The 21225-nt window shown below is 73.5% G+C and carries 26 protein-coding genes; 11 read left to right on the plus strand and 15 right to left on the minus strand.

Annotated features, from left to right (window positions below; genetic code table 11):
- The first annotated feature begins 27 nt into the window (after positions 1–27).
- Complete coding sequence (locus JHAT_RS17555; RefSeq protein WP_171990944.1) at positions 28–927, plus strand: oxidoreductase; 900 nt, start codon at positions 28–30, stop codon at positions 925–927.
- A gap of 90 nt (positions 928–1017) precedes the next feature.
- Here JHAT_RS17555 and JHAT_RS17560 read toward each other — a convergent pair whose 3' ends face one another.
- Complete coding sequence (locus JHAT_RS17560) at positions 1018–1476, minus strand: pyridoxamine 5'-phosphate oxidase family protein (RefSeq protein WP_077799137.1); 459 nt, start codon at positions 1474–1476, stop codon at positions 1018–1020.
- Between the two features lie 125 nt (positions 1477–1601).
- Between JHAT_RS17560 and JHAT_RS17565 the strand changes: the two genes are divergently transcribed.
- Together JHAT_RS17565 and JHAT_RS17570 are read left to right on the plus strand one after the other, a co-directional pair.
- On the plus strand, positions 1602–2003 hold the full coding sequence (locus tag JHAT_RS17565; RefSeq protein ID WP_077799138.1) for a VOC family protein: 402 nt from the start codon (positions 1602–1604) through the stop codon (positions 2001–2003).
- Positions 2004–2047: 44 nt separating this feature from the next.
- Entirely contained in the window at positions 2048–3127 is a 1080-nt protein-coding gene (locus JHAT_RS17570; RefSeq protein ID WP_077799139.1) for an adenosine deaminase, read from the plus strand.
- Here the strand turns inward: JHAT_RS17570 and JHAT_RS17575 are convergent.
- Both JHAT_RS17575 and JHAT_RS17580 read right to left on the minus strand, forming a co-directional pair.
- Positions 3109–3624 carry a DinB family protein gene (locus JHAT_RS17575; RefSeq protein ID WP_077799140.1) on the minus strand — a complete coding sequence of 172 codons (516 nt, stop codon included), beginning with the start codon at positions 3622–3624 and terminating at the stop codon, positions 3109–3111. The two genes, JHAT_RS17570 and JHAT_RS17575, sit on opposite strands and share 19 nt — an antisense overlap.
- A gap of 25 nt (positions 3625–3649) precedes the next feature.
- Positions 3650–4534 carry a LysR substrate-binding domain-containing protein gene (locus tag JHAT_RS17580; protein ID WP_077799141.1) on the minus strand — a complete coding sequence of 295 codons (885 nt, stop codon included), beginning with the start codon at positions 4532–4534 and terminating at the stop codon, positions 3650–3652.
- A 127-nt stretch (positions 4535–4661) separates the two neighbouring features.
- Here JHAT_RS17580 and mgrA point away from each other — a divergent pair, with 127 nt between their 5' ends.
- Positions 4662–5654 (plus strand): L-glyceraldehyde 3-phosphate reductase, encoded by a 993-nt coding sequence (gene mgrA, locus JHAT_RS17585; RefSeq protein ID WP_077799142.1) that lies wholly within the window; start codon positions 4662–4664, stop codon positions 5652–5654.
- Between the two features lie 357 nt (positions 5655–6011).
- Positions 6012–6422, plus strand: a complete 411-nt coding sequence (locus tag JHAT_RS17590; RefSeq protein WP_077799143.1) for a hypothetical protein — start codon at positions 6012–6014, stop codon at positions 6420–6422.
- A gap of 22 nt (positions 6423–6444) precedes the next feature.
- Here JHAT_RS17590 and JHAT_RS17595 read toward each other — a convergent pair whose 3' ends face one another.
- The 3 genes from JHAT_RS17595 to JHAT_RS17605 form a co-directional block, all read right to left on the minus strand.
- Positions 6445–7722 (minus strand): streptophobe family protein, encoded by a 1278-nt coding sequence (locus JHAT_RS17595; RefSeq protein ID WP_171990945.1) that lies wholly within the window; start codon positions 7720–7722, stop codon positions 6445–6447.
- Positions 7723–7802: 80 nt separating this feature from the next.
- Positions 7803–8219 carry a PRC-barrel domain-containing protein gene (locus JHAT_RS17600; RefSeq protein WP_107481955.1) on the minus strand — a complete coding sequence of 139 codons (417 nt, stop codon included), beginning with the start codon at positions 8217–8219 and terminating at the stop codon, positions 7803–7805.
- Positions 8216–8800: a PRC-barrel domain-containing protein gene (locus JHAT_RS17605; protein ID WP_077799145.1), complete on the minus strand. Its 585-nt coding sequence runs from the start codon at positions 8798–8800 to the stop codon at positions 8216–8218. The genes JHAT_RS17600 and JHAT_RS17605 overlap by 4 nt, the downstream gene beginning before the upstream one ends.
- Positions 8801–8946: 146 nt before the next feature.
- On the opposite strand from JHAT_RS17605, the gene JHAT_RS17610 reads away from it, so the two are divergent.
- Positions 8947–9402, plus strand: a complete 456-nt coding sequence (locus JHAT_RS17610) for an ATP-binding protein (protein WP_077799146.1) — start codon at positions 8947–8949, stop codon at positions 9400–9402.
- Positions 9403–9468: 66 nt separating this feature from the next.
- Here JHAT_RS17610 and JHAT_RS17615 read toward each other — a convergent pair whose 3' ends face one another.
- A complete protein-coding gene (locus JHAT_RS17615) occupies positions 9469–10356 on the minus strand; it encodes an RNA polymerase sigma factor SigF (RefSeq protein ID WP_077799147.1) in 888 nt (295 codons plus the stop codon).
- A gap of 277 nt (positions 10357–10633) precedes the next feature.
- On the opposite strand from JHAT_RS17615, the gene JHAT_RS17620 reads away from it, so the two are divergent.
- On the plus strand, positions 10634–11017 hold the full coding sequence (locus JHAT_RS17620) for a helix-turn-helix domain-containing protein (RefSeq protein WP_077799148.1): 384 nt from the start codon (positions 10634–10636) through the stop codon (positions 11015–11017).
- A 72-nt stretch (positions 11018–11089) separates the two neighbouring features.
- Here the strand turns inward: JHAT_RS17620 and JHAT_RS17625 are convergent, their stop codons facing one another.
- Positions 11090–11692: a ClpP family protease gene (locus JHAT_RS17625; RefSeq protein ID WP_077799149.1), complete on the minus strand. Its 603-nt coding sequence runs from the start codon at positions 11690–11692 to the stop codon at positions 11090–11092.
- The gene (locus JHAT_RS17630; protein WP_077799150.1) at positions 11692–12348 is read right to left on the minus strand and encodes an ATP-dependent Clp protease proteolytic subunit; all 657 of its coding nucleotides are present in this window, start codon (positions 12346–12348) and stop codon (positions 11692–11694) included. The genes JHAT_RS17625 and JHAT_RS17630 overlap by 1 nt, the downstream gene beginning before the upstream one ends.
- Positions 12349–12582: 234 nt before the next feature.
- Here JHAT_RS17630 and JHAT_RS17635 point away from each other — a divergent pair, with 234 nt between their 5' ends.
- Both JHAT_RS17635 and JHAT_RS17640 read left to right on the plus strand, forming a co-directional pair.
- Positions 12583–13065 (plus strand): VOC family protein, encoded by a 483-nt coding sequence (locus tag JHAT_RS17635; protein WP_077799200.1) that lies wholly within the window; start codon positions 12583–12585, stop codon positions 13063–13065.
- A 276-nt stretch (positions 13066–13341) separates the two neighbouring features.
- On the plus strand, positions 13342–14043 hold the full coding sequence (locus JHAT_RS17640; RefSeq protein WP_077799151.1) for a ribonuclease H: 702 nt from the start codon (positions 13342–13344) through the stop codon (positions 14041–14043).
- Positions 14044–14062: 19 nt separating this feature from the next.
- Here JHAT_RS17640 and JHAT_RS17645 read toward each other — a convergent pair whose 3' ends face one another.
- On the minus strand, positions 14063–14515 hold the full coding sequence (locus tag JHAT_RS17645; RefSeq protein WP_077799152.1) for an SRPBCC family protein: 453 nt from the start codon (positions 14513–14515) through the stop codon (positions 14063–14065).
- A gap of 122 nt (positions 14516–14637) precedes the next feature.
- Between JHAT_RS17645 and JHAT_RS17650 the strand changes: the two genes are divergently transcribed.
- The gene (locus JHAT_RS17650; protein WP_077799153.1) at positions 14638–15621 is read left to right on the plus strand and encodes an aldo/keto reductase; all 984 of its coding nucleotides are present in this window, start codon (positions 14638–14640) and stop codon (positions 15619–15621) included.
- Between the two features lie 39 nt (positions 15622–15660).
- On the opposite strand, the gene JHAT_RS17655 is transcribed toward JHAT_RS17650, so the two are convergent.
- On the minus strand, positions 15661–16008 hold the full coding sequence (locus tag JHAT_RS17655; RefSeq protein ID WP_077799154.1) for a hypothetical protein: 348 nt from the start codon (positions 16006–16008) through the stop codon (positions 15661–15663).
- A gap of 150 nt (positions 16009–16158) precedes the next feature.
- Between JHAT_RS17655 and JHAT_RS17660 the strand changes: the two genes are divergently transcribed.
- The gene (locus tag JHAT_RS17660; protein WP_077799155.1) at positions 16159–16668 is read left to right on the plus strand and encodes a DUF6328 family protein; all 510 of its coding nucleotides are present in this window, start codon (positions 16159–16161) and stop codon (positions 16666–16668) included.
- Between the two features lie 51 nt (positions 16669–16719).
- Here the strand turns inward: JHAT_RS17660 and JHAT_RS17665 are convergent, their stop codons facing one another.
- The 4 genes from JHAT_RS17665 to JHAT_RS17680 form a co-directional block, all read right to left on the minus strand.
- A complete protein-coding gene (locus JHAT_RS17665; protein WP_077799156.1) occupies positions 16720–17145 on the minus strand; it encodes an SsgA family sporulation/cell division regulator in 426 nt (141 codons plus the stop codon).
- A gap of 100 nt (positions 17146–17245) precedes the next feature.
- The gene (locus JHAT_RS17670) at positions 17246–18220 is read right to left on the minus strand and encodes an LLM class F420-dependent oxidoreductase (protein WP_077799157.1); all 975 of its coding nucleotides are present in this window, start codon (positions 18218–18220) and stop codon (positions 17246–17248) included.
- Positions 18221–18282: 62 nt separating this feature from the next.
- Positions 18283–19845: a protein kinase gene (locus JHAT_RS17675; protein WP_171990946.1), complete on the minus strand. Its 1563-nt coding sequence runs from the start codon at positions 19843–19845 to the stop codon at positions 18283–18285.
- 114 nt (positions 19846–19959) lie between these two features.
- On the minus strand, positions 19960–20919 hold the full coding sequence (locus JHAT_RS17680; RefSeq protein WP_077799159.1) for a threonine/serine dehydratase: 960 nt from the start codon (positions 20917–20919) through the stop codon (positions 19960–19962).
- Positions 20920–21225: the final 306 nt, after the last annotated feature.

Genomic DNA, 21225 nt, shown 5'->3' on the forward strand with positions numbered 1-21225 from the left:
CCGCCGGGCGTGTGCGAGACTCCGCCGATGACCCCGGAAATGATCACCGCGGAGTCCGCGGGCACCTGGAACCTCGGCGACCTGCCCGTCAACCGCGTCGGCTTCGGCGCGATGCGGCTGACGGGCAGCGCCGCCTTCCACCTCGGCACGCCGAGCGACCGCGGACGGTCCCTCGCCGTACTGCGCCGGGCCGTCGAGCTCGGCGTCAACCACATCGACACCGCGGCCTTCTACTTTTCCTCCCTGCGTTCCGCCAACGAACTGATCAACAGCGCGCTGGCGCCGTACCCCGACGACCTCGTGATCGTCACCAAGGTCGGCCCGTACCGCGACTGGTCGGGGGAGTGGGGCACCTCCGCCCGCCCCGAGGACCTGCGCGCCCACGTCGAGGAGAACCTGCGCCAGCTCGGCCGGGACCACCTCGACGTCGTCAACCTGCGCCGGATGCGGCAGGACTCGATAGCCGAACACTTCGGCGCCCTCGCCGAGCTGCGCGAAGCGGGCCTGATCCGCCACCTCGGCCTCTCCGACGTCGAGCCCCGCCACCTCGCCGAGGCCCAGGCCATCGCGCCCGTGGTCTGCGTCCAGAACCGCTACGGCCTCGGCTTCCACGATCCCGCCGCCGACGAGGTCCTCGCCGTGTGCCGGGAGCAGGGCATCGCCTTCGTGCCCTTCTACGCCATCGCCGGCGAGGCCGGGCCGCGGGGCGCCGGCACCGCGCACGAGGAGGAGGTCCGCGCCGTCGCCGACGCCCACGGCGCGAGTCCCGCGCAGGTCAGGATCGCCTGGACGCTGCACCAGGGCCCGAACGTCCTCGCCATCCCCGGCACCGGCGACCCCGGCCACCTCGCCGAGAACGTGGCCGCGGGCGCCCTGCGCCTGACCGACGAGGACCTGGCGCGACTCGACGGCGCCCGGAAGGGCTGACGCGCCAGGGGCGTCGTCCGGGTCCTGCCGGGGCCGCGGGGTCCGGTGCGTGCGGCGTCGCCCGGAGCCGTCCCGATCCGGACAGCACGCCTAGACGGTCCAGGCGCCGTCCCGCATGATGTGCCGCTGCTTCAGCTCGCGCTGCCCGTGCCACGCCTGCACCGCGAGCGGGCGCACCCGGAACCAGGCGTACGAGGCGCCGTCCTCGCGCGGGTCCCAGCCGGTCTTCGCGAGGAACGCCTCGGCCGCCGCGGCCGGAGCCTCCCGCAGGCCGAACGTCTCCACCTCGCCGTCGACCAGCACGACGTCCCGGGTGTGCCCGAACGCCAGCCGGGCCCGGCCGCCGTCCCGCAGGTTGCGACCGGTCGGGTTGGTGAGCCGCGTGCACAGCCAGGCCGACTCCCCGTCCCAGGCGAACCACAGGGGAACCATGCACGGCAGCCCGGCGGCGTCCGCCGTGGCCACCCAGACGTCCTCCTCCCGTTCCAGGCGGTCCAACACGTCCTGCTTGCGGCGACCGGGCTCGCGCGGCGGTGCGGTGATCTTCATGGCCGTGACGGTAGTGGACGGGGTCGCGCTCGCACCTCGGGCCCGGAACGTAGGACCGGAGACTGGCGCCGCGACGGGTTTTACGTATAACCTCTCCCGTCAATCACCCGTCCCGGAAGGTCCCGATGACACGCATCGCCCTGGTCACCCTCGTCGTCGACGACTACGACGAGGCGATCCGCTTCTACACCGAGGCCCTCGGATTCCGGCTCGCCGAGGACACCCCCCGGCCCGACGGCTCCCGCTGGGTCGTCGTCGAGCCCGGGGGCCCGGGCACTTCGACGCGGGGCACCGCCCTGCTGCTGGCCCGGGCGAAGGGGGAGGACCAGCGCGCCAGGGTCGGCGACCAGACGGGCGGGCGCGTCGGCTTCTTCCTGCACACCGACGACTTCGCCCGCGACCACGCCCGCATGACCGCGGCCGGTGTGACCTTCCTGGAGGAGCCCCGGCACGAGCCCTACGGCTCGGTCGCCGTCTTCCAGGACCTGTACGGCAACCGCTGGGACCTGCTCCAGCCCGCCGCCTGACCCGCCCCCCTTTCCGCACAGACCCTGCCGAGGAACCACCGCACATGTCATCTACGCGCATAGACGCCGACACCCTCCGTCGCCTCCCCAAGGCGGTGCTGCACGACCACCTCGACGGCGGCCTGCGCCCCGCGACCGTGGTGGAGCTGGCCGAGTCCGTCGGCCACACCCTGCCCACCACCGACCCCGACGAGCTGGCCGCCTGGTACTACGAGGCCGCCAACTCCGGTGACCTGGTGCGCTACATCGCCACCTTCGAGCACACCCTCGCCGTGATGCAGAACCGCGAGGGACTGCTGCGCACGGCCGAGGAGTACGTCCTCGACCTCGCCGCCGACGGCGTCGTCTACGGCGAGGTCCGCTACGCCCCCGAGCTGATGACGAACGGCGGGCTGAGCCTCGCCGAGGTCGTGGAGACCGTCCAGGAGGGCCTGGCCGCCGGCATGGCCAAGGCCGCGGCGGCGGGGACGCCGGTCCGCGTCGGGACCCTGCTGTGCGGCATGCGGATGTTCGACCGCACCCGCGCGACCGCCGACCTCGCGGTCGCCTTCCGGGACGCGGGCGTCGTCGGCTTCGACATCGCCGGGGCCGAGGACGGCTTCCCGCCCGCCGACCACCTCGACGCCTTCGAGCACCTGCGCCGCGAGAACGTGCCCTTCACCATCCACGCCGGCGAGGCCCACGGGCTGCCCAGCATCCACCAGGCCCTCCAGGTGTGCGGCGCCCAGCGCATCGGTCACGGGGTGCGCATCACCGACGACATCCCCGACCTCGCGGCGGGCAAGCTCGGCCGCCTCGCCTCCTGGGTCCGCGACCGCCGCATCGCCCTGGAGATGTGCCCGACCTCCAACCTCCAGACCGGCGCCGCCCCCTCCATCGCCGAGCACCCGATCACGGCGCTCAAGGACCTCGGCTTCCGCGTCACCCTCAACACCGACAACCGTCTGGTGTCGGGCACGACGATGACCCGCGAGATGTCCCTCCTCGTCGAGCAGGCGGGCTGGACGGTCGCGGACCTGCGCACGGTCACGGTGAACGCCCTCAAGAGCGCCTTCATCCCCTTCGACGAGCGCAAGGCCCTGATCGAGGACGTCGTCCTGCCGGGTTACGCCGCGGCGCTCTGAACGAGCCCGCGCACATAGGCGGCCTGTCCGACGTGCTGGAGATCGTCGGACAGGACGCTGACCAGCCGCACGCCCAGCGTGACCGGCGGATCCCAGTTCTCGTCCACGATCCGCTCCAGGTCCCCCGCGGTCAGGGAACGCAGGGCGCCGAGCGTCTGCTCGTGGACGGCGTCGTAGTAGCCGGTCAGCAGGTCGGCCGAGTCGACCCGCACCTCGGCGACCTTCGCCGGACCGTGACCGTACCCGGTGTCGCGGCGGGGCAGGTCCAGCCCGAAGCGCTTCTCCCAATCCCGGGCCAGCCACACCTGGTCGAGCCCGAAGGCGTCCGCGACGTGGTCGTCCTGCACCCGGGTGAGGTGCCAGACCAGCCAGGCGACGGAGTTGGCGTCGTCGGCGGGACGGGTGTTCAGGCCGTCGGGCCCCAGGCCCTCGACGGCGGCGTGGACTTCTTCCTGGATGCGGCCGTAGCCCTCGATGAGGATGTCCTTCGCATGCATGGGTCCACCCTCGCGCAGTCCGCCCTCACGCGCCCCCCGTTTCCAGCAGCCCCATCAGCGCCCGCGCCGCGGGGCTGGTGGCCTCGGCGGGCGGCAGCAGGGCGATGGTCTCGTAGGCCGTCTCGTCGCCGTCCCCCAGCGGCAGCGAGGTGAGCGAGGCCCGCTTGTGCCGGAAGTGGCGCGGCACGACCGCGATGCCCAGGTTCTCGTCGAGCAGGTCGAGCAGCCCGTGGACGTCGTTGACCTCCAGCGCGACGGTCCGCCGCACGCCGGCCGCGGCGAAGGCCGCGTCGGTGACGCGGCGCGGGCCCCAGTCCGGGTGGAAGTCGACGAAGACCTCGTCGGCGAGATCGTGCGGGCTCAGCGCCGCGCCGCCGCGCGCCAGACGGTGGCCGGGGTGGCACAGGACGGTCATCGGCTCGCCCGCCAGCGAGACCGATCGCAGCTGGTCCGTGTCCGCCTGCGTCCGGTAGGCGAAGGCGAGGTCCAGCCGCCCGGCCGCGACCTCCTCCGCCAGCTCCCCGGAACCCGCCTGCCGCAGCCGGATCTCCACGTCCGGATGCCGGCGCCGGAACGCGGCCAGCAGCCCCGCCACCGGCACCCCGGCGATGCACTGCTCGGTGCCCAGCGACAGGGTCCCGCGCAGCACCCCCTGCACCGCGGCGACCGCCTCGTGCGCCGACCGCACCTGTGCCAGGACGCGCCGGGCCTCGCCCAGCAGCGCCCGTCCGGCCTCGGTCAGCGTCACGCGGCGCGTCGTGCGCACGAACAGCGGCGCCCGCAGCTCCCGCTCCAGGGCCCGGATGGACGCGGACAGGCCGGACTGGGACACCAGCAGCCGTTCCGCCGCCCGGGTGAAGTGCTGGTCCTCGGCGACCGCCACGAAGTGCTGGAGATGACGCAGTTCCATGACTGAGAAGCGTAGGCGCACAATCCCATCGGATTCTTCTGTTGGACCACTGCACGCAGGTCACGGCAGAGTGGGACACGGTTCCGCACACACCCGCACCCCGGGTGCCAACCCCACTGGAGTCGCGTTGTACACCGCACACCCCGACCGCTACGCGGAGATGCCCTACCGGCGCACCGGACGCAGCGGCCTGAAGCTCCCCGCGATCTCGCTCGGCCTGTGGCACAACTTCGGCCCGGACCGCCCCGTCGAGACCCAGCGCGCCATCCTGCGCCGCGCCTTCGACCTCGGTGTCACCCACTTCGACCTCGCCAACAACTACGGCCCGCCGCCCGGCGCCGCCGAGTCCGCCCTCGGCGAGGCCCTGAAGGCCGACTTCGCGCCGTACCGCGACGAGCTGGTGATCTCCACCAAGGCCGGCTACCTGATGTGGCCCGGCCCGTACGGCGAGTGGGGCTCGCGCAAGTACCTGCTCTCCTCGCTCGACCGGAGCCTGGAGCGGATGGGGCTGGAGTACGTCGACATCTTCTACTCGCACCGACCGGACCCGGAGACTCCCCTGGAGGAGACGATGGGCGCCCTGCACGCGGCGGTGCAGCAGGGCAAGGCGCTGTACGTCGGCGTGTCCAACTACTCGCCCGAGCAGACCCGCGAGGCCGCCCGCATCCTCGCCGACCTGGGCACCCCGCTGCTGATCCACCAGCCGCGCTACTCCATGCTCGACCGCCGCCCGGAGACCAGCGGTCTCCTGGACGCCCTCGACGAGCTGGAGACCGGCTCCATCGCCTACTCCCCGCTGGAGCAGGGCCTGCTGACCGGACGCTACCTCGACGGCATCCCCGAGGACTCGCGCGCCGCGAGCGACAGCCCCTTCCTGAACTCCGACGCGGTCACCGGGGAACTGGTCGGCACCCTGCGCGCGCTGAACGAGATCGCCGAGTCCCGCGGCCAGTCCCTGGCCCAGATGGCACTGGCCTGGGTGCTGCGCGAGGGACGGGTGACCTCGGCCCTCGTCGGCGCGAGCAGCCCGGGACAGCTGGAGGACAGCGTCTCGGCCATCGGGAACCTCGCCTTCGACGCCGACGAACTGGCCCGGATCGACGCCCTCGTCACCCGGTAGGACGCCCGTTCGCCACGGTCGCGTTCCGGTCCGATTCGGCCCGCCCCGCCGCCCGGACCGGGACCGCGGCGCCCTCCTCGTCCCGCGCCTCCCCTCCGCCACCCCGAGCCCGGGGCGGCGGAGGGGAGGCGTCCTCGTGACGGCGGACCGGTCCGCTCGTCGTGTTTTCGGCCAACAGCCGCCGTGAATATGCCAGGAGACTGGCCGGAAATTCATGGTGACAGTGGTTCAGCAGTGAACATACTCACCTCTAGGGCGTCTCACACCACGCGACAGCGTCCTCACGCACAGCACACACGAGCCGCACGGACGTCATGCCCGGCCGGCGGACGGGCCGGGCGACGGGGGAGGGGAGCAGTGCACGACGAGTTCCTGTGCCATGTCACCGCCTACGGCGTCTGCGACGGTCGGCGCGTCGGCGTACCCCTGGGCACCTACCGGGCTCCCACGCTCGCCCTGGCCCTGTGGTGGCTGCGCGACCGCGCGTCCTGGATCGCCGAGCGCCTGGACCCGCAGCCCGACTCCCCCCACTTACCGCGCGGCGCCCTGACCCCGGTCGCCGACGACGCTCCCGACGTGCCGCGCGTCCTGCGCGTGTGGTGCGCGGACGTCGTCCAGCAGGAGCTGGTCGCCGACGAGCTGGCCGCAGGGCGCCTGGTGCGCATCGCCACCAGCGACGACACCACCGAGTACGAACTGCTGGCCGAGTCCGTCGACGCCCTGCGCATGCAGCGTGCCGCCCCGCCGCTGGTCGTCCCCGTCGCCTGAGCCCGCGTACGGCGGCAGAGCCCTAGACCGGACGCCCCCGGGCCGCGCCACCACTGCCGCGCACCCCTCGCACGAGCAGCGCGCCGAGGAACCCGGCGACCAGACCCCACAGCAGGGCGAGGCCGACCGCGCCCCACAGCCGCGCGCGCAGGAACAGCCGCCCGGACAGCCCTCCGCCCAGGTCCCCGATGCCGAGCACCGACAGGCCGTAGTACGCGGAGATCCGGCCCACCGCGCAGATCATGAGCACCGTGAGCGCCAGCGCGACCGCCATGTGCACGGCGTGCCGCCAGGCCGGCGTCCCGGCCGGGGACCGGGCCGCCGCCAGGCACCCGGCGGCCGGCAGCAGCACCACGGCCGCGACCAGGAGCCACCACATCCGCCCGTCCCGCTCGGTGAGCGTGCCCAGATCCACCGTGGAGACGTCCGGTGTGCGCAGCACCTCGTCGAGCACCTGCGGCATCGGCAGCCCGAACGGCCCCTCCACCCGCCCGTTCCAGGCGGCGCCGAGGCCGATGGTGAGCGCGGGCCACGCCAGGTTCGGCAGACCGAGCAGCAGCACGGCGAAGGTGTCCGCCGGGTGCCCCCGCGTCCCGGTGACGACCAGGCCCACGACGACACCGGCGACCACGTACGCGAGCAGCAGCGTCACCATCGCGTACGCCACCGGCCGCACCGACGCCCGAAAGCGCGACAGCCGGCCCGGCAGCGGCGTCCCGCGCGACACCAGCAGGGCCAGCACCAGCACACCCGCCAGCCACAGCAGTCCGAACAGCACGGTCAGCGGCACGTCCGTGGTGAAGCCGATCCGCGGTGTGATGCCGAACAGGTCCCCGAGGTCGTCGAGCACGCCCTCCCCGAGCGACACCTCGAAGGTCTGCCGCGAGGCGAGGGCCAGCCCGACCAGGGCGAGCAGCCACGGCACGGCGATGCGGCCGGCCCAGCCGGCCAGCTCCCCGGCGCCGGCGGCCGCCCGGTGGCGCAGCGGACGCAGGAACCCCGCGGCGATCACCAGCGCCCCGGCCAGGGTGACGGACAGCGGCATCACGGTCAGCCCCGCGTCGGTGCCGGCGAGCCCGCCGACGTCCCCGGAAAGCTCCAGCGAACCGCCCGCGGCGGCGACGACCGTCGCCGTGACGACCCGGGGGAAGGCGTTGTCGGGCAGGTCCGCCGCGCCGGCCGCCCACAGCCCGAACGCGGCCACGGCTCCCATGGCGACCAGCCCGGCCAGCACCGTGGCGAGGGCCTGAGCCCAGCCGGGGCGGGCCGCCGCCGGACCGGAGGGGGTTCGTGAGCTCACGCGACCACGCTAAGCAGCATCCGCGCGCCGCGCCCTCCCGGCGGGTCCGTCCGCGTCGGCCCGCATCCGGCCGTCCGGGCTCAGCCCGCCCGGACGACGAGCGCGTGGTCGCCGAGGCCCGTCATGCGGCCGGCCGGCAGCTCGCCCCGCGTGGTGAACAGCGCCAGGACGCGGCCGCTGTGCGGATCGAACGCCACGTCCAGCACCGTGCCGTGCTCGACGCCCGCCTCGGTCAGGACCCGACGGCCCAGCAGGTCGTGACCGGGCGGCACCACGTCCGGTGCGGTCCCCGGACCCACCCGGAGCGCCCCGGGGCCGAGCGACCGCACCGCCTCCCAGGGCAGCACGGTCTCCCCGCGCAGGCGGCCGGCGCGGTACCGGACGTGGCTGACCACGCCGGAGGAGGCGTCGACCGTCAGGGACGTCACGGCGCCCAGCCTGCGGTCCCCGTCCTGATCCAGCACGGGCAGGCCCCGCACCTCGGAGAACAGCATCACGACAGCGAGCCCCTCCAGCTGCCGGGCACACCGCCGAGCAGGGCCGTGAAACCCGACAGGTCGTCGGCCACGTGCCGCACGGCGTCCAGGGGGAGGACGAGCGCCCGGCCGGCGACCGTCAGCGTCTGTCCCCGCGCCACGTACACCTTGCGCCGGTGACGGGCCGGGCCGGGCGCGAACCGCCTGCTCGCCGCCACCCGGAAGCCGACGACACGCCCGCCGGTGCCGCCCTCCACCACGACGTCGAGCACGGTGCCGACCTCGGTGCCCGCGTCCGTCACCACGTTCGCCCCCAGCAGCCGGCCCCGCAGCGTCTCCCGGTGCACCGTCAGCAGTGCGGTGCTCACCAGGCCGCGCCGGTCGCGGACCATCACCGCGTCGTGGCCGAGCGCGTGCACCGCCGACCAGGGAAGTCCTTCCTTCATCGGCCCGGACCACAGCCCCCGGCCGCTGAGCGTGAAACCGGTGATCCGCCCGGCCGCGGAGTCGAAGACGGTGTCCTTGACGTGGGCGACGGCGTCCCCGCCCAGGGTGACCACCGGCCGGGTGGTGAGACTGCGCGCACCCATCAGTTCGTTCATCGCACACCCTTCCCGCCCCCTCCGGGTTCCCCGGCCGGCTGTGACGATGCCCGCACTCCGGGAAGAGGGGGACTGCGGGGCCGGTCGCGGGGTACGAGGGCTGGTGCAGTAGCGTCCGGCCAGTCCGGCTTCCGAGAGAGAAACGCATGATCGAACACCTGGACGGGGCAGTGATACCGACTGGCTTCGACGTACCCGTGGAACCGCTGAGGCGGGCGGCGCACTACTCCGGCGAGCCCGGATGCATCGCGCAGGCGCGGCAGCTGGCCTCGCTCTTCCTCGACCAGCTCAGGACCGAGTGGTGCGCCACGGTCGGCCGGCGGTCCGACGGCGCGGTGCTCCTGGTGGTGAGCGAACTGGTCACCAACGCCGACCGGCACAGCCAGGGGCCGTACATCCTGGAGCTGGAGGGCACGGAGACCACGGTGACGGTGACCGTCTACGACAGCAGCGGTACGGTGCCCCGGCGTTTCCCCCGCGATCCCGAACGCGTCGGGCGGCACGGGCTCGAGATCGTCCACGCCCTCGCCGAGACGCTCGTCGTCGAGCGGGTGCCGGTCGGCAAGCGCGTGCGCGCGGTGGTGCGGCTCACCGACGAATGACCGGCGCGTCGGGGAAACGGACCGCCCCGGGGCCGTGAGGAACCCCGGGGCGCGTCGTCGTCGGTGTCAGGCGCAGCCCAGCTCGCCCAGCATGCCCTCGCGCAGCCGGGTGATGATCCGCTTGATCAGCCGGGACACGTGCATCTGCGAGCAGCCGAGCTGTTCGCCGATCTCCGCCTGGGTGGCCTCCTCCACGAACCGCATGTGGATGATCCGCCGGTCGCGCTCGCTGAGCTCGGCCATCAGCGGGGCGAGCGCATGGAAGTCCTCGACGAGCCGCAGCCCCTCCTCCTCGACCCCGATGAAGTCGGCCAGCACCGACTCGCCGCTCTCGGCGCCGTCCCCGGTCAGCGCGGCGTCCAGCGAGGAGGAGTTGTAGCCGTTGGACGCGATCTGGCCCTCGACCACCTCCTTCTCGCTGATGTTCATCAGCGTGGCGAGCTCGGCGACGGTGGGCTCACGGTCCAGTCGGCTGGACAGCTCCTCGCGGGCCTTGGCCAGCTCCACGCGCAGCTCCTGCAGCCGCCGCGGCACGTGCACCGCCCAGGTGGTGTCACGGAAGAAGCGCTTGATCTCGCCGACGATGTACGGCAGCGCGAAGGAGGTGAACTCGACCTCGCGCGACAGCTCGAACCGGTCGATGGCCTTGATCAGGCCGATCATGCCGGTCTGGACGATGTCCTCCATGTCGTCGCCACGGCCGCGGAACCGGCCGGCGGCGAACCGCACGAGCGACATGTTCATCTCGATCAGCGTGTTGCGCGCGTACTGGTACTCGTGCGTGCCCTCTTCGAGCTCCGTCAGGCGCTGGAAGAACTGACGGGACAGCTGCCGCGCGTCCCGCGGGGCCACGGCGCTCGGGTCCACGACGTCCGGCAGTGACCCGTCGTCCGTCCCGCTCCCGGTGGTCTCCCCGACGACCTGCGCTTCCGGCCGGATCACGGCGGTCTTCATTGCCTCTCCCACGAGCGTCACGGTTTGGGCGTCTCCCCAGGTTCTTCCCGCTGCCGGATACCCGGGTCAGGCGTGTTCACGCCCCCCGGTTTTCCGGATGGCGTGAAAGCGGCGACCACGGCGTCGTCGCGGGATGTCGGCTGTCCTTCCAGGCTATGCCCGCGAGCGGCCGGAGGCACCCGGGCGCGCCGGATGCGGAGGATCGCCCTCCGGTGATTTCCCTGTGGGCGGAACGCCGCGCCCTTCCCCCCGGCCACCGGGCTCCTAGGCTGTGGACGTGACCAGCCACGTGCCGAACGAAGCCCGCGTCGTCCCCCTGCGTCCGCCGGCCGCGCGCCCCCAGGACCGCCCCGCCGTCAGAGAGCCCCTGTGGCGCGACCTGGTCGGTGACGTCCTGCGGCGCGAGCGCCTGGCCCAGGAACGGACCCTGAAGGACGTCGCGGAGGCCGCGCGCATCTCGATGCCGTACCTGTCGGAGGTGGAGCGCGGCCGCAAGGAGGCGTCGTCGGAGGTCCTCGCCGCCGCGGCGGGCGCCCTCGGCATGGGCCTGGCCGACCTGCTGGCGCGGGCCCAGGGCGAGCTGGTCCGCGTCACCGCGCGGCACATCGGCGCCGGCCGCGGCCCCGGTGCCCGGTACGACGGAATGTGCCTGGCCGCCTGACGGGACGTTCCCGCCCGGCGCCCCGCGACGATCGTCGCCGGGCGCCGGGCGGGAGTCCCACACCCTCGCGGCTCACACCCTCGCGAGGCGGCGGCAGAGCACCTCGTCGGCCAGCCCGTAGGCCACGGCCTCCTCGGCGGTGAACACCTTGTCGCGGTCCATGTCCGCGCGCAGCGTCGCCGGATCGTGCCCCGTGTGCCGGGCCAGCACCTCCTCGACCTGGGAGCGGATCCGCACCATCTCCTTGGCCTGCAGGGCCAGATCGGAGACCGTGCCCTGCCGTCCACCGCTGGCCGGCTGACCGAGCAGCACCCGCGCGTGCTCCAGCACGAACCGTCGCCCGGGGTCCCCGCCGGCCAGCAGCACGGCCGCCGTGGAGGCCGCCTGCCCGACGCAGAAGGTCGAGATCGGCGCCTGCACGAACGTCATCGTGTCGTAGATCGCCATCAGCGACGTGAACGAGCCGCCGGGGGAATTGATGTAGACCGCGATCTCGCTCTCCGGGGCCGACGACTCCAGGTGCAGGAGCTGTGCGATGACGACGTTGGCCACGCCGTCGTCGATCTCGGTCCCCAGGAAGATGATCCGCTCCGACAGCAGCCGGCTGAACACGTCGTAGGACCGCTCGCCCTGCGGGGTGCGCTCGACGACGTTCGGAATCGTGTAGCTCCCCATCACTGCAGCCCCATCCTGCGTCGCGAGGCGGCCGGCCGGACGTCCGCGAGGGACTGGACGACCTGGTCGACCATGCCGTACTCCCTGGCCTCCTCGGCCGTGAACCAGCGGTCGCGGTCACCGTCCCGGGAGATCGTCTCCGGGCTCTGGCCGGTGTGCTCGGCGGTGATCCGTTCGATGGTCCGCTTGGTGAACTCCAGGTTGTCCGCCTGGATCTCGATGTCGGCCGTGGTGCCGCCGATGCCCGCCGACGGCTGGTGCATCATGATCCGCGCGTTCGGCAGGGCGTACCGCTTGCCCGCCGTGCCGACGCTGAGCAGGAACTGCCCCATGCTGGCCGCGAACCCCATGGCGAGCGTCGAGACGTCGTTGGGGATCAGCCGCATCGTGTCGTAGATGGCGAGCCCCGCGTGCACGGAGCCGCCGGGGCTGTTGATGTACAGGCTGATGTCGGTGCGCGGGTCCTCCGCCGAGAGGATCAGCAACTGGGCGCAGACCCGGTTGGCGGAGACCTCGTCGACCTGTGTGCCCAGCAGCACGATGCGCTGCGCGAGCAGCTGCGCGGCCAGGTGGTCGTCGAACCGGGTGGGGAGGGTGTCGCCCTCCTCCGCCCGGGGCTGCGTGACCGGCGCCGGGCCGGTGATGAGTGGAGACATCGGCGCTCCTCGTCGAGTCGTCGGGGAAGTCGTGGGCGGCTGGTGCGCCGCGGTTCCTCCACTCTCGGTGGGGGACCGGTCCCCGCGGGGATTTCTCTGCCCGCGGCAGATTCGCCGTGAGCAGAGCGCTCACCCGTCCCGGCGGGAGATTCCGGCGCCGCGACCGATGAGTTCCCCGGTCCGCGCCGGTCGACAGTGGTGACCGCGTTCCGCGCCCGCACCCGGGAGGTACTCATGACCACCGACGGCTTCACCACGTGTCTGTGGTTCGACGGCCAGGCGGAAGAGGCCGCCGACTTCTACGTCTCGGTCTTCGAGGGATCGAGCATCGGTGCCGTCACCCGCTATCCCGAGGGCGCCCCCGGCTCCGCCGGCGCCGTCCTGACGGTCGACTTCACGGCCAACGGACAGAAGTTCGTCGCCCTCAACGGCGGGCCCCAGTTCACGTTCAACGAGGCGGTCTCCTTCCAGGTCATGTGCGAGAGCCAGGAGGAGGTCGACCACTACTGGGCCAGGCTCGTCGAGGGCGGCGGCGAACACGGCCCCTGCGGCTGGCTCAAGGACCGGTACGGGGTGTCGTGGCAGGTCGTGCCGGTCCGGATCGGGGAGATGTTCCGCGACCCGGACCCGGCCAGGGCCGCCCGTGCCTTCAAGGCGATGATGTCGATGGGCAGGCTCGACATCGCCGAGCTGGAGAAGGCGTACGCGGAGCAGTGAGGCACCCGCCGCCGTGCCCGGCGCGGCGGCCCGCGCCCGGCCCGTCCCGGGACCGCGACGCCCGGTGCGCGGGACCGGGCCGTGATGCCCGACGTGAGGGAACGGACCCTTCCCGCGCCTCGGGCCCGTGGACACCCCGTTCGGCCGCTCCGCGCCGCCCGGCGGCCTGCAGGGCGCGGACCCCTCCGTGATCGACGCCACGAGGACCCCGGGGGGAGATACCGAACCTCGGGCCCGTCTCCCGAGGCCCGTCCGGGCGCCCGGACGGGCCATGGCATGATCGGGGCCATGCGTGAACGTGTGGTGGCCGCGTGCGACGGGGCTTCGAAGGGAAACCCGGGTCCGGCTGGCTGGGCCTGGGTGGTGGCCGACGCGTCGGAGGCCCCGGCCCGCTGGGAGGCGGGACCGCTCGGCCGGGCCACCAACAACGTCGCCGAACTCACCGCGCTGGAGAGGCTGCTGGCGTCGACCGACCCGGACGTGCCGCTGGAGGTCCGCATGGACTCCCAGTACGCCATGAAGGCCGTCACCACCTGGTTGCCCGGCTGGAAGCGCAACGGCTGGAAGACCGCCGCCGGCAAGCCGGTCGCCAACCAGGAACTGGTCGTGCGCATCGACGAGCTGCTGGACGGCCGCTCGGTCGAGTTCCGCTACGTGCCCGCCCACCAGGTCGACGGCGACCGGCTCAACGACTTCGCCGACCGCGCCGCCAGCCAGGCGGCCACCGTCCAGGAGCCCGCGGGCAGCGGCCTCGGTTCCCCCGAGCCGCCGCCCGCGCCGGCCGTCCCGGCGGCGAGGAAGGCACCGCGTCGCGGGCCGGGTACGGCCCGCAAGGGCGGTGGTGCCTCCGCGCGCACCATCAAGGCGAAGTTCCCCGGGCGCTGCGTGTGCGGCCGTTCGTACGCCGCCGGGGAGTCGATCGCCAAGAACGACCAGGGCTGGGGTCACCCGGAGTGCCGCACGGCGGCGGCCGGGTAGCCCCGGCCGGACGCGCGGCTCACCCGACGGTGCCGCGCCAGCCGCCGGTCTCCCGGCCGCGTTCCTCGATGAACCGCTTGAACCGCTCCAGGTCGCCCTTGGTCTGGCGCTGCACGACCCCGAGCTTGTCACCGACCTTCTCGACGAGGCCTTCCGGCTGGAACTCCATCCGGAGCATCACCCGGGTGCGGTCGTCGTCCAGGCGGTGGAAGGTGACCGCACCGGCCTGCCGGGCCTCGCCGGACACCGTGGTCCACGCGACCCGTTCGTCCGGTACCTGCTCGGTGATCTCCGCATCGAACTCCCGGCGGACGCCGTCCACGCTCGTCACCCAGTGGGTGAGGGTGTCACCGCGCTGTTCGATGCGCTCCACCCCGCTCATGAACTCGGGGAACGATTCGAACTGGGTCCACTGGTTGTAGGCGGTGTGGACCGGGACGTGGACCTCGATGGTCTCCTCGACCTGCGACACGCTGTGTCTCCTCCTTCGGTTCGTCGGACGGAACCGCGCGGGTACCCGGCGGCCGCCCGGCGAACCCCCCGGTTGCGGGACCCGCGGGCCGGTGCGGGCGCCGCGGGTGACAGACTGACGGCATGGAAGAGCGCACTTTCGACAGGTCGGACCAGCACGCGTCGGTGATCGGCCTCGGCACCTGGCAACTGGGAGCCGACTGGGGAGACGTCGACGACAAGGAGGCCCTCGCGGTACTGGAGGCGGCGGCCGAATCGGGCGTGACCTTCTTCGACACCGCGGACGTCTACGGCGACGGCCGCAGCGAGGAGACCATCGCGGCCTTCCTGCGCGGCAGGCCGGATCTGCACGTGCTGGTCGCCACGAAGATGGGCCGGCGCGTCGAGCAGATCCCGCAGAACTACGTCCTCGACAACTTCCGGGAGTGGAACGACCGTTCCCGGCGCAACCTCGGCGTCGACGTCCTGGACCTGGTCCAGCTGCACTGCCCGCCGACCCCGGTCTACTCCTCCGACGAGGTGTTCGACGCCCTGGACACCCTCGTCGAGGAGGAGCGCGTCAAGGCGTACGGCGTCAGCGTCGAGACCTGCCAGGAGGCACTGACCGCCATCGCCCGGCCGAACGTGGCGAGCGTGCAGATCATCCTGAACCCGTTCCGGATGAAGCCCCTGCGCGAGGTCCTGCCGGCCGCCCGGGAGGCCGGCGTGGGCATCATCGCCCGGGTGCCGCTCGCCTCCGGCCTGCTGTCCGGCAAGTACACCAAGGACACGGTCTTCGCCGCGAACGACCACCGCAACTTCAACCGCCACGGCGAGGCGTTCGACCAGGGCGAGACCTTCTCCGGCGTCGACTTCGCCACCGGCGTGGAGGCCGCCGCCGAGTTCGCCGCCCTCGCCCCCGAGGGGTACACCCCGGCCCAGCTGGCGCTGCGCTGGATCGTCCAGCAGCCCGGCGTGACCACCGTGATCCCCGGCGCCCGCTCGCCCGAGCAGGCCCGCGCCAACACGGACGCCGCCCGGCTGCCGGAGCTGACCGACGACACGCTCACGGCGATCCGCGACCTCTACGACCGCCGGATCAGGGAGCAGGTCGAAGGCCGCTGGTAGCCCGTTCCGGCGGCCGCACGCCGCCCCTCACCGCACCGCTCACGGCACCAGGAGCAGCTGTCGTTCCCGCTCCTGGTCGCCGGAAGAGGCGCCCTCGTCCCGCGTCGAGAAGGCGCCGCTCAGTGTCCTGCTCGCGGCCTCGACGGCCTGCGGGGTGCCCTGCACGGTGACCGTCACGGGCGCCGACAGCCCGGCGCCCGCCCGGGGCGGTGCCGCGTCCGCCTCCGGGGAGGGCGGGGAGCTGAAGGTCGCGGTGCGGACCGTCGCCCGCTCGTCGGCCGGCAGATCGTCGGGCGCCCCGAAGACACCCTCCAGGGCGCGGACGACCGCCCGCGCGTCGTCGATGCCGCCCCCGCTGAGCGTCAGGGTGAGCTGAGTGTCGGGCATCCTTCGTCATCCTCCTCGGCCTCGGTGTGGGTCCCGCCCGTGTAACCGCCCCCCGATCGCCCAAACCGGGCGCCGCCGACGACACGGTGTCTGACCGCGGGGAACCCGGGAAGAGGGAAGGGGATCCGGACTGCGGCGACGGGAGGAACAGTGGCGGACACGGATGCGGACACGACGGGGGACCCGGACCGGCGCAAGGGGCGCGACGAGACGGAGGACGAGCGCGCGGACCGGATGTGGACGGAGCTGATCCAGGAGGTCCGCGTCGCGCAGATGGGCGTGCAGATCCTCTTCGGCTTCCTGCTCACCGTCGTGTTCACCCCGAAGTACGACGACCTGTCGGACACGGACCGGACGATCTACCTGGTGACGGTCGTCCTCGGGGCCGTGACCACCGGCGCCCTGATCGGGCCGGTGTCCCTGCACCGCCTCGTCTCCGGGCGGCGCGTGAAACCCCATGCGGTGCGGTGGGCCTCCCGGCTGACCCTGCTCGGGCTGGTGCTGCTGCTGGCCACCACGACCGCCTCGCTCCTGCTGATCCTGCGTGTCGCGACCCACGACGGTTTCGTTCCCTACCTGGTCGCCGGCGTGGTGCTGTGGTACCTGCTGTGCTGGTTCGGGATCCCCCTGTGGACCCGGTACCGCCACGCCTCACGCTGACGGCGCGGCCCTCTGCCGGGGAGCCGCGCCGAGGGGGTGTGCCGCGTCCGCTCAGCCGTCGGCCATGAGGTCCGCCAGGAAGTCGTCGACGTGCACCTCTTCCTCGCCCGGCCGGACCACCGCGTGGGTCTCGCGCAGGAACGCGGCCACCGCCGCCGCCCACAGGAAGACCACGGCGCGGTGGCGTTCCCCGTCGGGCCGGTGGTCGCCGAGGAACTCCATGCGCAGCTCCTCCCACAGGCCCCGCGACTCGGGCCGCAGCCGGACGTCGCCCACGCCGACCGGGCGGACGAGCCCCTCGCCCACCATCTCCCGGTCCAGCGTCCAGCGGGCCAGCACACGGCCGTCGTGGCTGAACACCACGGTGAGCGCGAACGGGTCCGCCCGGTCGTAGCTCAGGTGGGCGAGCACCGGGAAACGGTCGGCTTCACCCGTCTGGAGCTGCACGACCAGGGACTTGTGCACGAGGGACTTCACGGCAGGTGCCTCCGGGAGAACAGACGTAGGGCCCTCTAGTACCCCGATCCTCCGCAAGATGCTCCGGCAACCGGGTGATTCCCTCGTCGGCTCCTTCTCGTCAGGAGCCCAGGGCGTCGCGCAGGGCCGGCAGCAGGGTCTTCTCCGACCAGTCCAGGAACGCCGGCTGGGACTCGCCACCGATCTGCACCAGGGCGATCTCGGTGAACCCGGCCTCCGCGTACGGGCGTACGGCCTCGACGAAGGCGTCGGGGTCGTCGCCGCAGGGGATCGACTCCGCGACGTCCTCGGGGGTGACGAACTGGGTCGCCGCCGCGAACGAATCCGGATGCGGCAGCTCGGAGTTGACCTTCCAGCCGCTGCCGAACCAGCGGAACTGGGCGTGGGCGCGCTCGATCGCCGCGTCCCGGTCCGGGTCGTAGCAGACCGGCAGCTGGCCGACGCGCGGCTTGCCCCGGCCGCCGTGCCGGTCGAACGCCTCCAGCAGATCCGGCCTGGGCTCCGTGGCGATCACCAGGTCGGCGTGCTCGCCCGCCAGCTTGCAGGAGCGCTCCCCGGAGACGGCGACGCCGATGGGCGGCGGGCTGTCCGGCAGGTCCCACAGCCGGGCCGACTCGACGTCGAAGTGCGTGCCGTGGTGGGTGACGTGGCCGCCCTCGAAGAGCGCCTTGATGATCTCCAGGGCCTCCGCGAACATCTCGTGGCGCACGTCGACGGACGGCCAGCCGCCGCCCACCACGTGCTCGTTGAGGTTCTCGCCCGAGCCGAGCCCCAGCCGGAACCGGCCCTCGGACAGCAGTTGCATCGTCGCCGCCTTCTGCGCCACGACCGCGGGGTGGTAGCGGAACGTCGGGCACGTCACGTACGTCATCAGCGGGATGCGGGACGTCGCCTGCGCCGCGGCGCCCAGCACACTCCACGCGTACGGCGAGTGCCCCTGCGAGCGCAGCCACGGGAAGTAGTGGTCCGAGGTCACCGAGAAGTCGAAGCCCGCCTGCTCGGCCCGCACCACGTGGTCGACGAGCTCACGGGGACCGGCCTGCTCGGTCATCATCGTGTATCCGATTTGCACCATGCGGGGCGAGTCCCCGCCTGCGCGGCACGAAAACGGACGCGTGCCGGGGGCCGGGGCCCGGGTCAGCCGCCTTCCTCCCGGAACGTCGCGAGGAAGGCGGTGAGCGCCCGCTCGTTCGCGGCGTCGTCCCAGTCGGCGGCCGGGGTCGTCCAGCGCAGCGAGAAGCTGCGCCCGCCGCCCAGCAGGAAACCCCGCCCGAACGTGCGCACCCGGACGCCGTCGTCCTCGGCGAGCCACTCCATGTCGGCCGCCTCGCGCCCCCGGTAGGTCGTCGCGCGGATCCCGCCGACCCTCCGGTACCCGCTCCACCGCTCCAGGCCGGGTTCGACCTCGTCGCGCCAGACCGCCACGGGGTCCGCGCCCGCCCGCTCGCTGTAGGTGACCGCGAGGGTCCGCGGATCGCCGACCGCCCCGAAGACGGCCCGGTACGATCCGTCCGGCGCGCGCGAGGTGCCCAGCCGCCGCCAGTTCCCGGGGAGGGCCACGGAGAAGCCCTCCGGCGCCCGGTAGCGGCGGAACCCGGCGGGGACGGCCGCGCCGGACCCCGACGGGGACGGCGTCGCACCCGGCCGGGGAGCGGGGGAGGGGGGCGCGGCGGTGCCGGCGGGCGGCGCGGCGGGGGAGGAGGGGCGCTGCCGCGTACCGGCGCCGGTGTCGCCGCCCGTGCCGGACAGGCCGTGGGCGGCGGCCAGGACGGCGACCGTGACCGTGGCGGCGGCCACCGCGGTCACGGAGACCGCCGTCCGCCGGTTCCACCCCCGGCCGGCACGGCGGGCGGCGGCCCGGGGCGCCGGGGGCGTCCCCGCATCGGGATCCTCCGACAGCACCTGGAGGAGGGCCTCGCGGACCACCGGACGGCTCAGCCGCTCCCGGGAGTTCCTGCGCAGCAGCCCCTGCACCACCGGGGTGAGCGGCCCGGCACGCACCGGGGTGAGCAGCGGCAGCCGGTCCACGCCCTTCAGCGTGGCCTCGAGGCCGCCCCGGTCACGGAACGCCGGACGGCCCTCGACCATCGCGTAGAGGATCGCCCCCAGCGTCCACAGGTCGGCCGTCGGTCCGATCCGCTCGTCGCGGGCCTGCTCGGGGGAGGCGTACGAGGGAGCGGTGAGCCGCGGGGCGAGGGTGGCGCCGGCCAGTCCGAAGCCGGCGACGACGACGGAACCCTCCTCGCGCACGAACACCTGTCCCGGGCTCAGCTCGCCGTGTGTGATGCCCTGTCCGTGCGCCGCCTCCAGTACGTCCAGCAGCTCCAGTCCGACGCGTGCCGCCCGCGCGTGGGTGAACGCGCCCCGCTCGGCCAGGAGTTCGCTGAGCGGCGTACCGCCGACCCGTTCGGTGACCGTCCACAGGGCGCCGTGCTCCACGACCGCATCGACCACCGCCGCCACCCGGTCCGGACGCAGCAGCCGCACGGTCTCGCAGGTCCGCACGACCCGGCCGGTCATCCGGCGGGCGCTCTCGTCCGGGGGGTCCTCCGGGAGGCCGACCTGTGTCACCAGGCACGGGCGGCCCGTCCCGGTGTCCTCCCCGGACCAGCAGACGCGGTTCGTCTCCCGGTGGACGACCTCGAGCAGGCGGTGGCGCCCGGCGACCAGGTGGTGTGCGGAGACGTGCGCCCTGCCCATGGCCACCCCCGTCCGTGCCGCCGGCTCTCGGCTCGCCCAGGGATACGGTGAGCGGGCCGGGGTGTGTTCAATCCGGCCCGCTCCGTTCTGCGCGTCCCGCGCGGAACGCCGGCGTCAGCGCGGCCCGAAGCGGTCCGCCCAGGCCGTCATGTCGGCGATCGTGGCGTTCCCCCCGCACACCACCAGCCCGATCCGGGCCCCGCCGCCCACCCGCTCCACCACCCGCCGGGCCGCGGGCAGCAGGCAGCCGGCGGCCGGCTCGGTCCACACCTTCGCGTGCTCGGCGAGCTCCAGGGACCCCTGGACGGCCTCCCGGTCGGACACCACGAGCACGTCGGTGACCAGCGCGGACACATGGTCGTACGTCAACTGCGAGACGGACGGGGCACTGAGCGTGGTGACGACCGACGACAGCGGGACCGGCAGCGGGCCGCCCGCCGCCAGCGCCCGGGACATGGCCTCGGCACCCTCCGTCTCCACGCCCCAGATCCGCACGTCCGGCCGACGGGCCCGCAACGCCGCCGCCACCCCCGCGATCAGCCCGCCGCCGCCGATGCTCACGACCACGTCGGTGAGCTCCCCGGCGTCCTCGGCGAACTCCAGCCCCACGGTGCCCTGCCCGGCGATCACCACGGGATCGTCGAAGGGATGGACCAGCGTCAGCCCCTCCTCCCGCAACCGCGTCACGAGCGCGAAGGCGCTGTCCATGCCGTCGGTGAGCCGCACCAGCGCACCCGCCTCCTCGGCGGTCTCCACCGAACGCGCGGGCGCCGTGCGCGGCATCACCACCGTGGCCTTCACGTCGAGCGCGGCGGCCATGACCGCCACGGCGATGCCGTGATTGCCGCCGCTGACCGCCACGACACCCGCGGCCCGTTCGGCTTCGGTCAGCGACAACAGCTTCGCCGTCGCGCCGCGTGCCTTGAACGACCCGGTGCGCTGCAACAACTCCAGCTTCGCGGTGACCGGGGCCCCGAGCAGCGCGGTCAGCCCCGGGCTCGGTACCGTCGGGGTGCGCACGACATGGCCGGCGATCCGTTCGGCCGCGGCTTCGATCTGAGTGATCCCGATCAAGGCAGTCATCCTTCCGGCGCGGGTGGTGATCCACGCCGCCTCGCAGCCTTCCGCGCGACGTGCCCCGGGTCAACAGGGTCCCCGGGCGAGGCCGCCGGGGCTCCCCGGGCCCCCGCGCGGCATCGGGCGAGGGGACCGCGTGCCCGGGCACGCCGCCCACGCCCCGGCCCCCTGCGCCCGAACCGGAGGCTGCCGCGGTGGACGGGCACCGCTCCCCGCCGGGCGGGCACCTCGCCGTCCACCACGTACCGCACGACCTCGGCGTCCTCGACGGTCGTGCCCGCCGCCGCGGCCGGTTCCGCCGGG

The organism is Streptomyces sp. JHA26, assembly GCF_002005565.1.
In the GTDB taxonomy this organism is placed as follows: Bacteria; Actinomycetota; Actinomycetes; order Streptomycetales; family Streptomycetaceae; genus Streptomyces.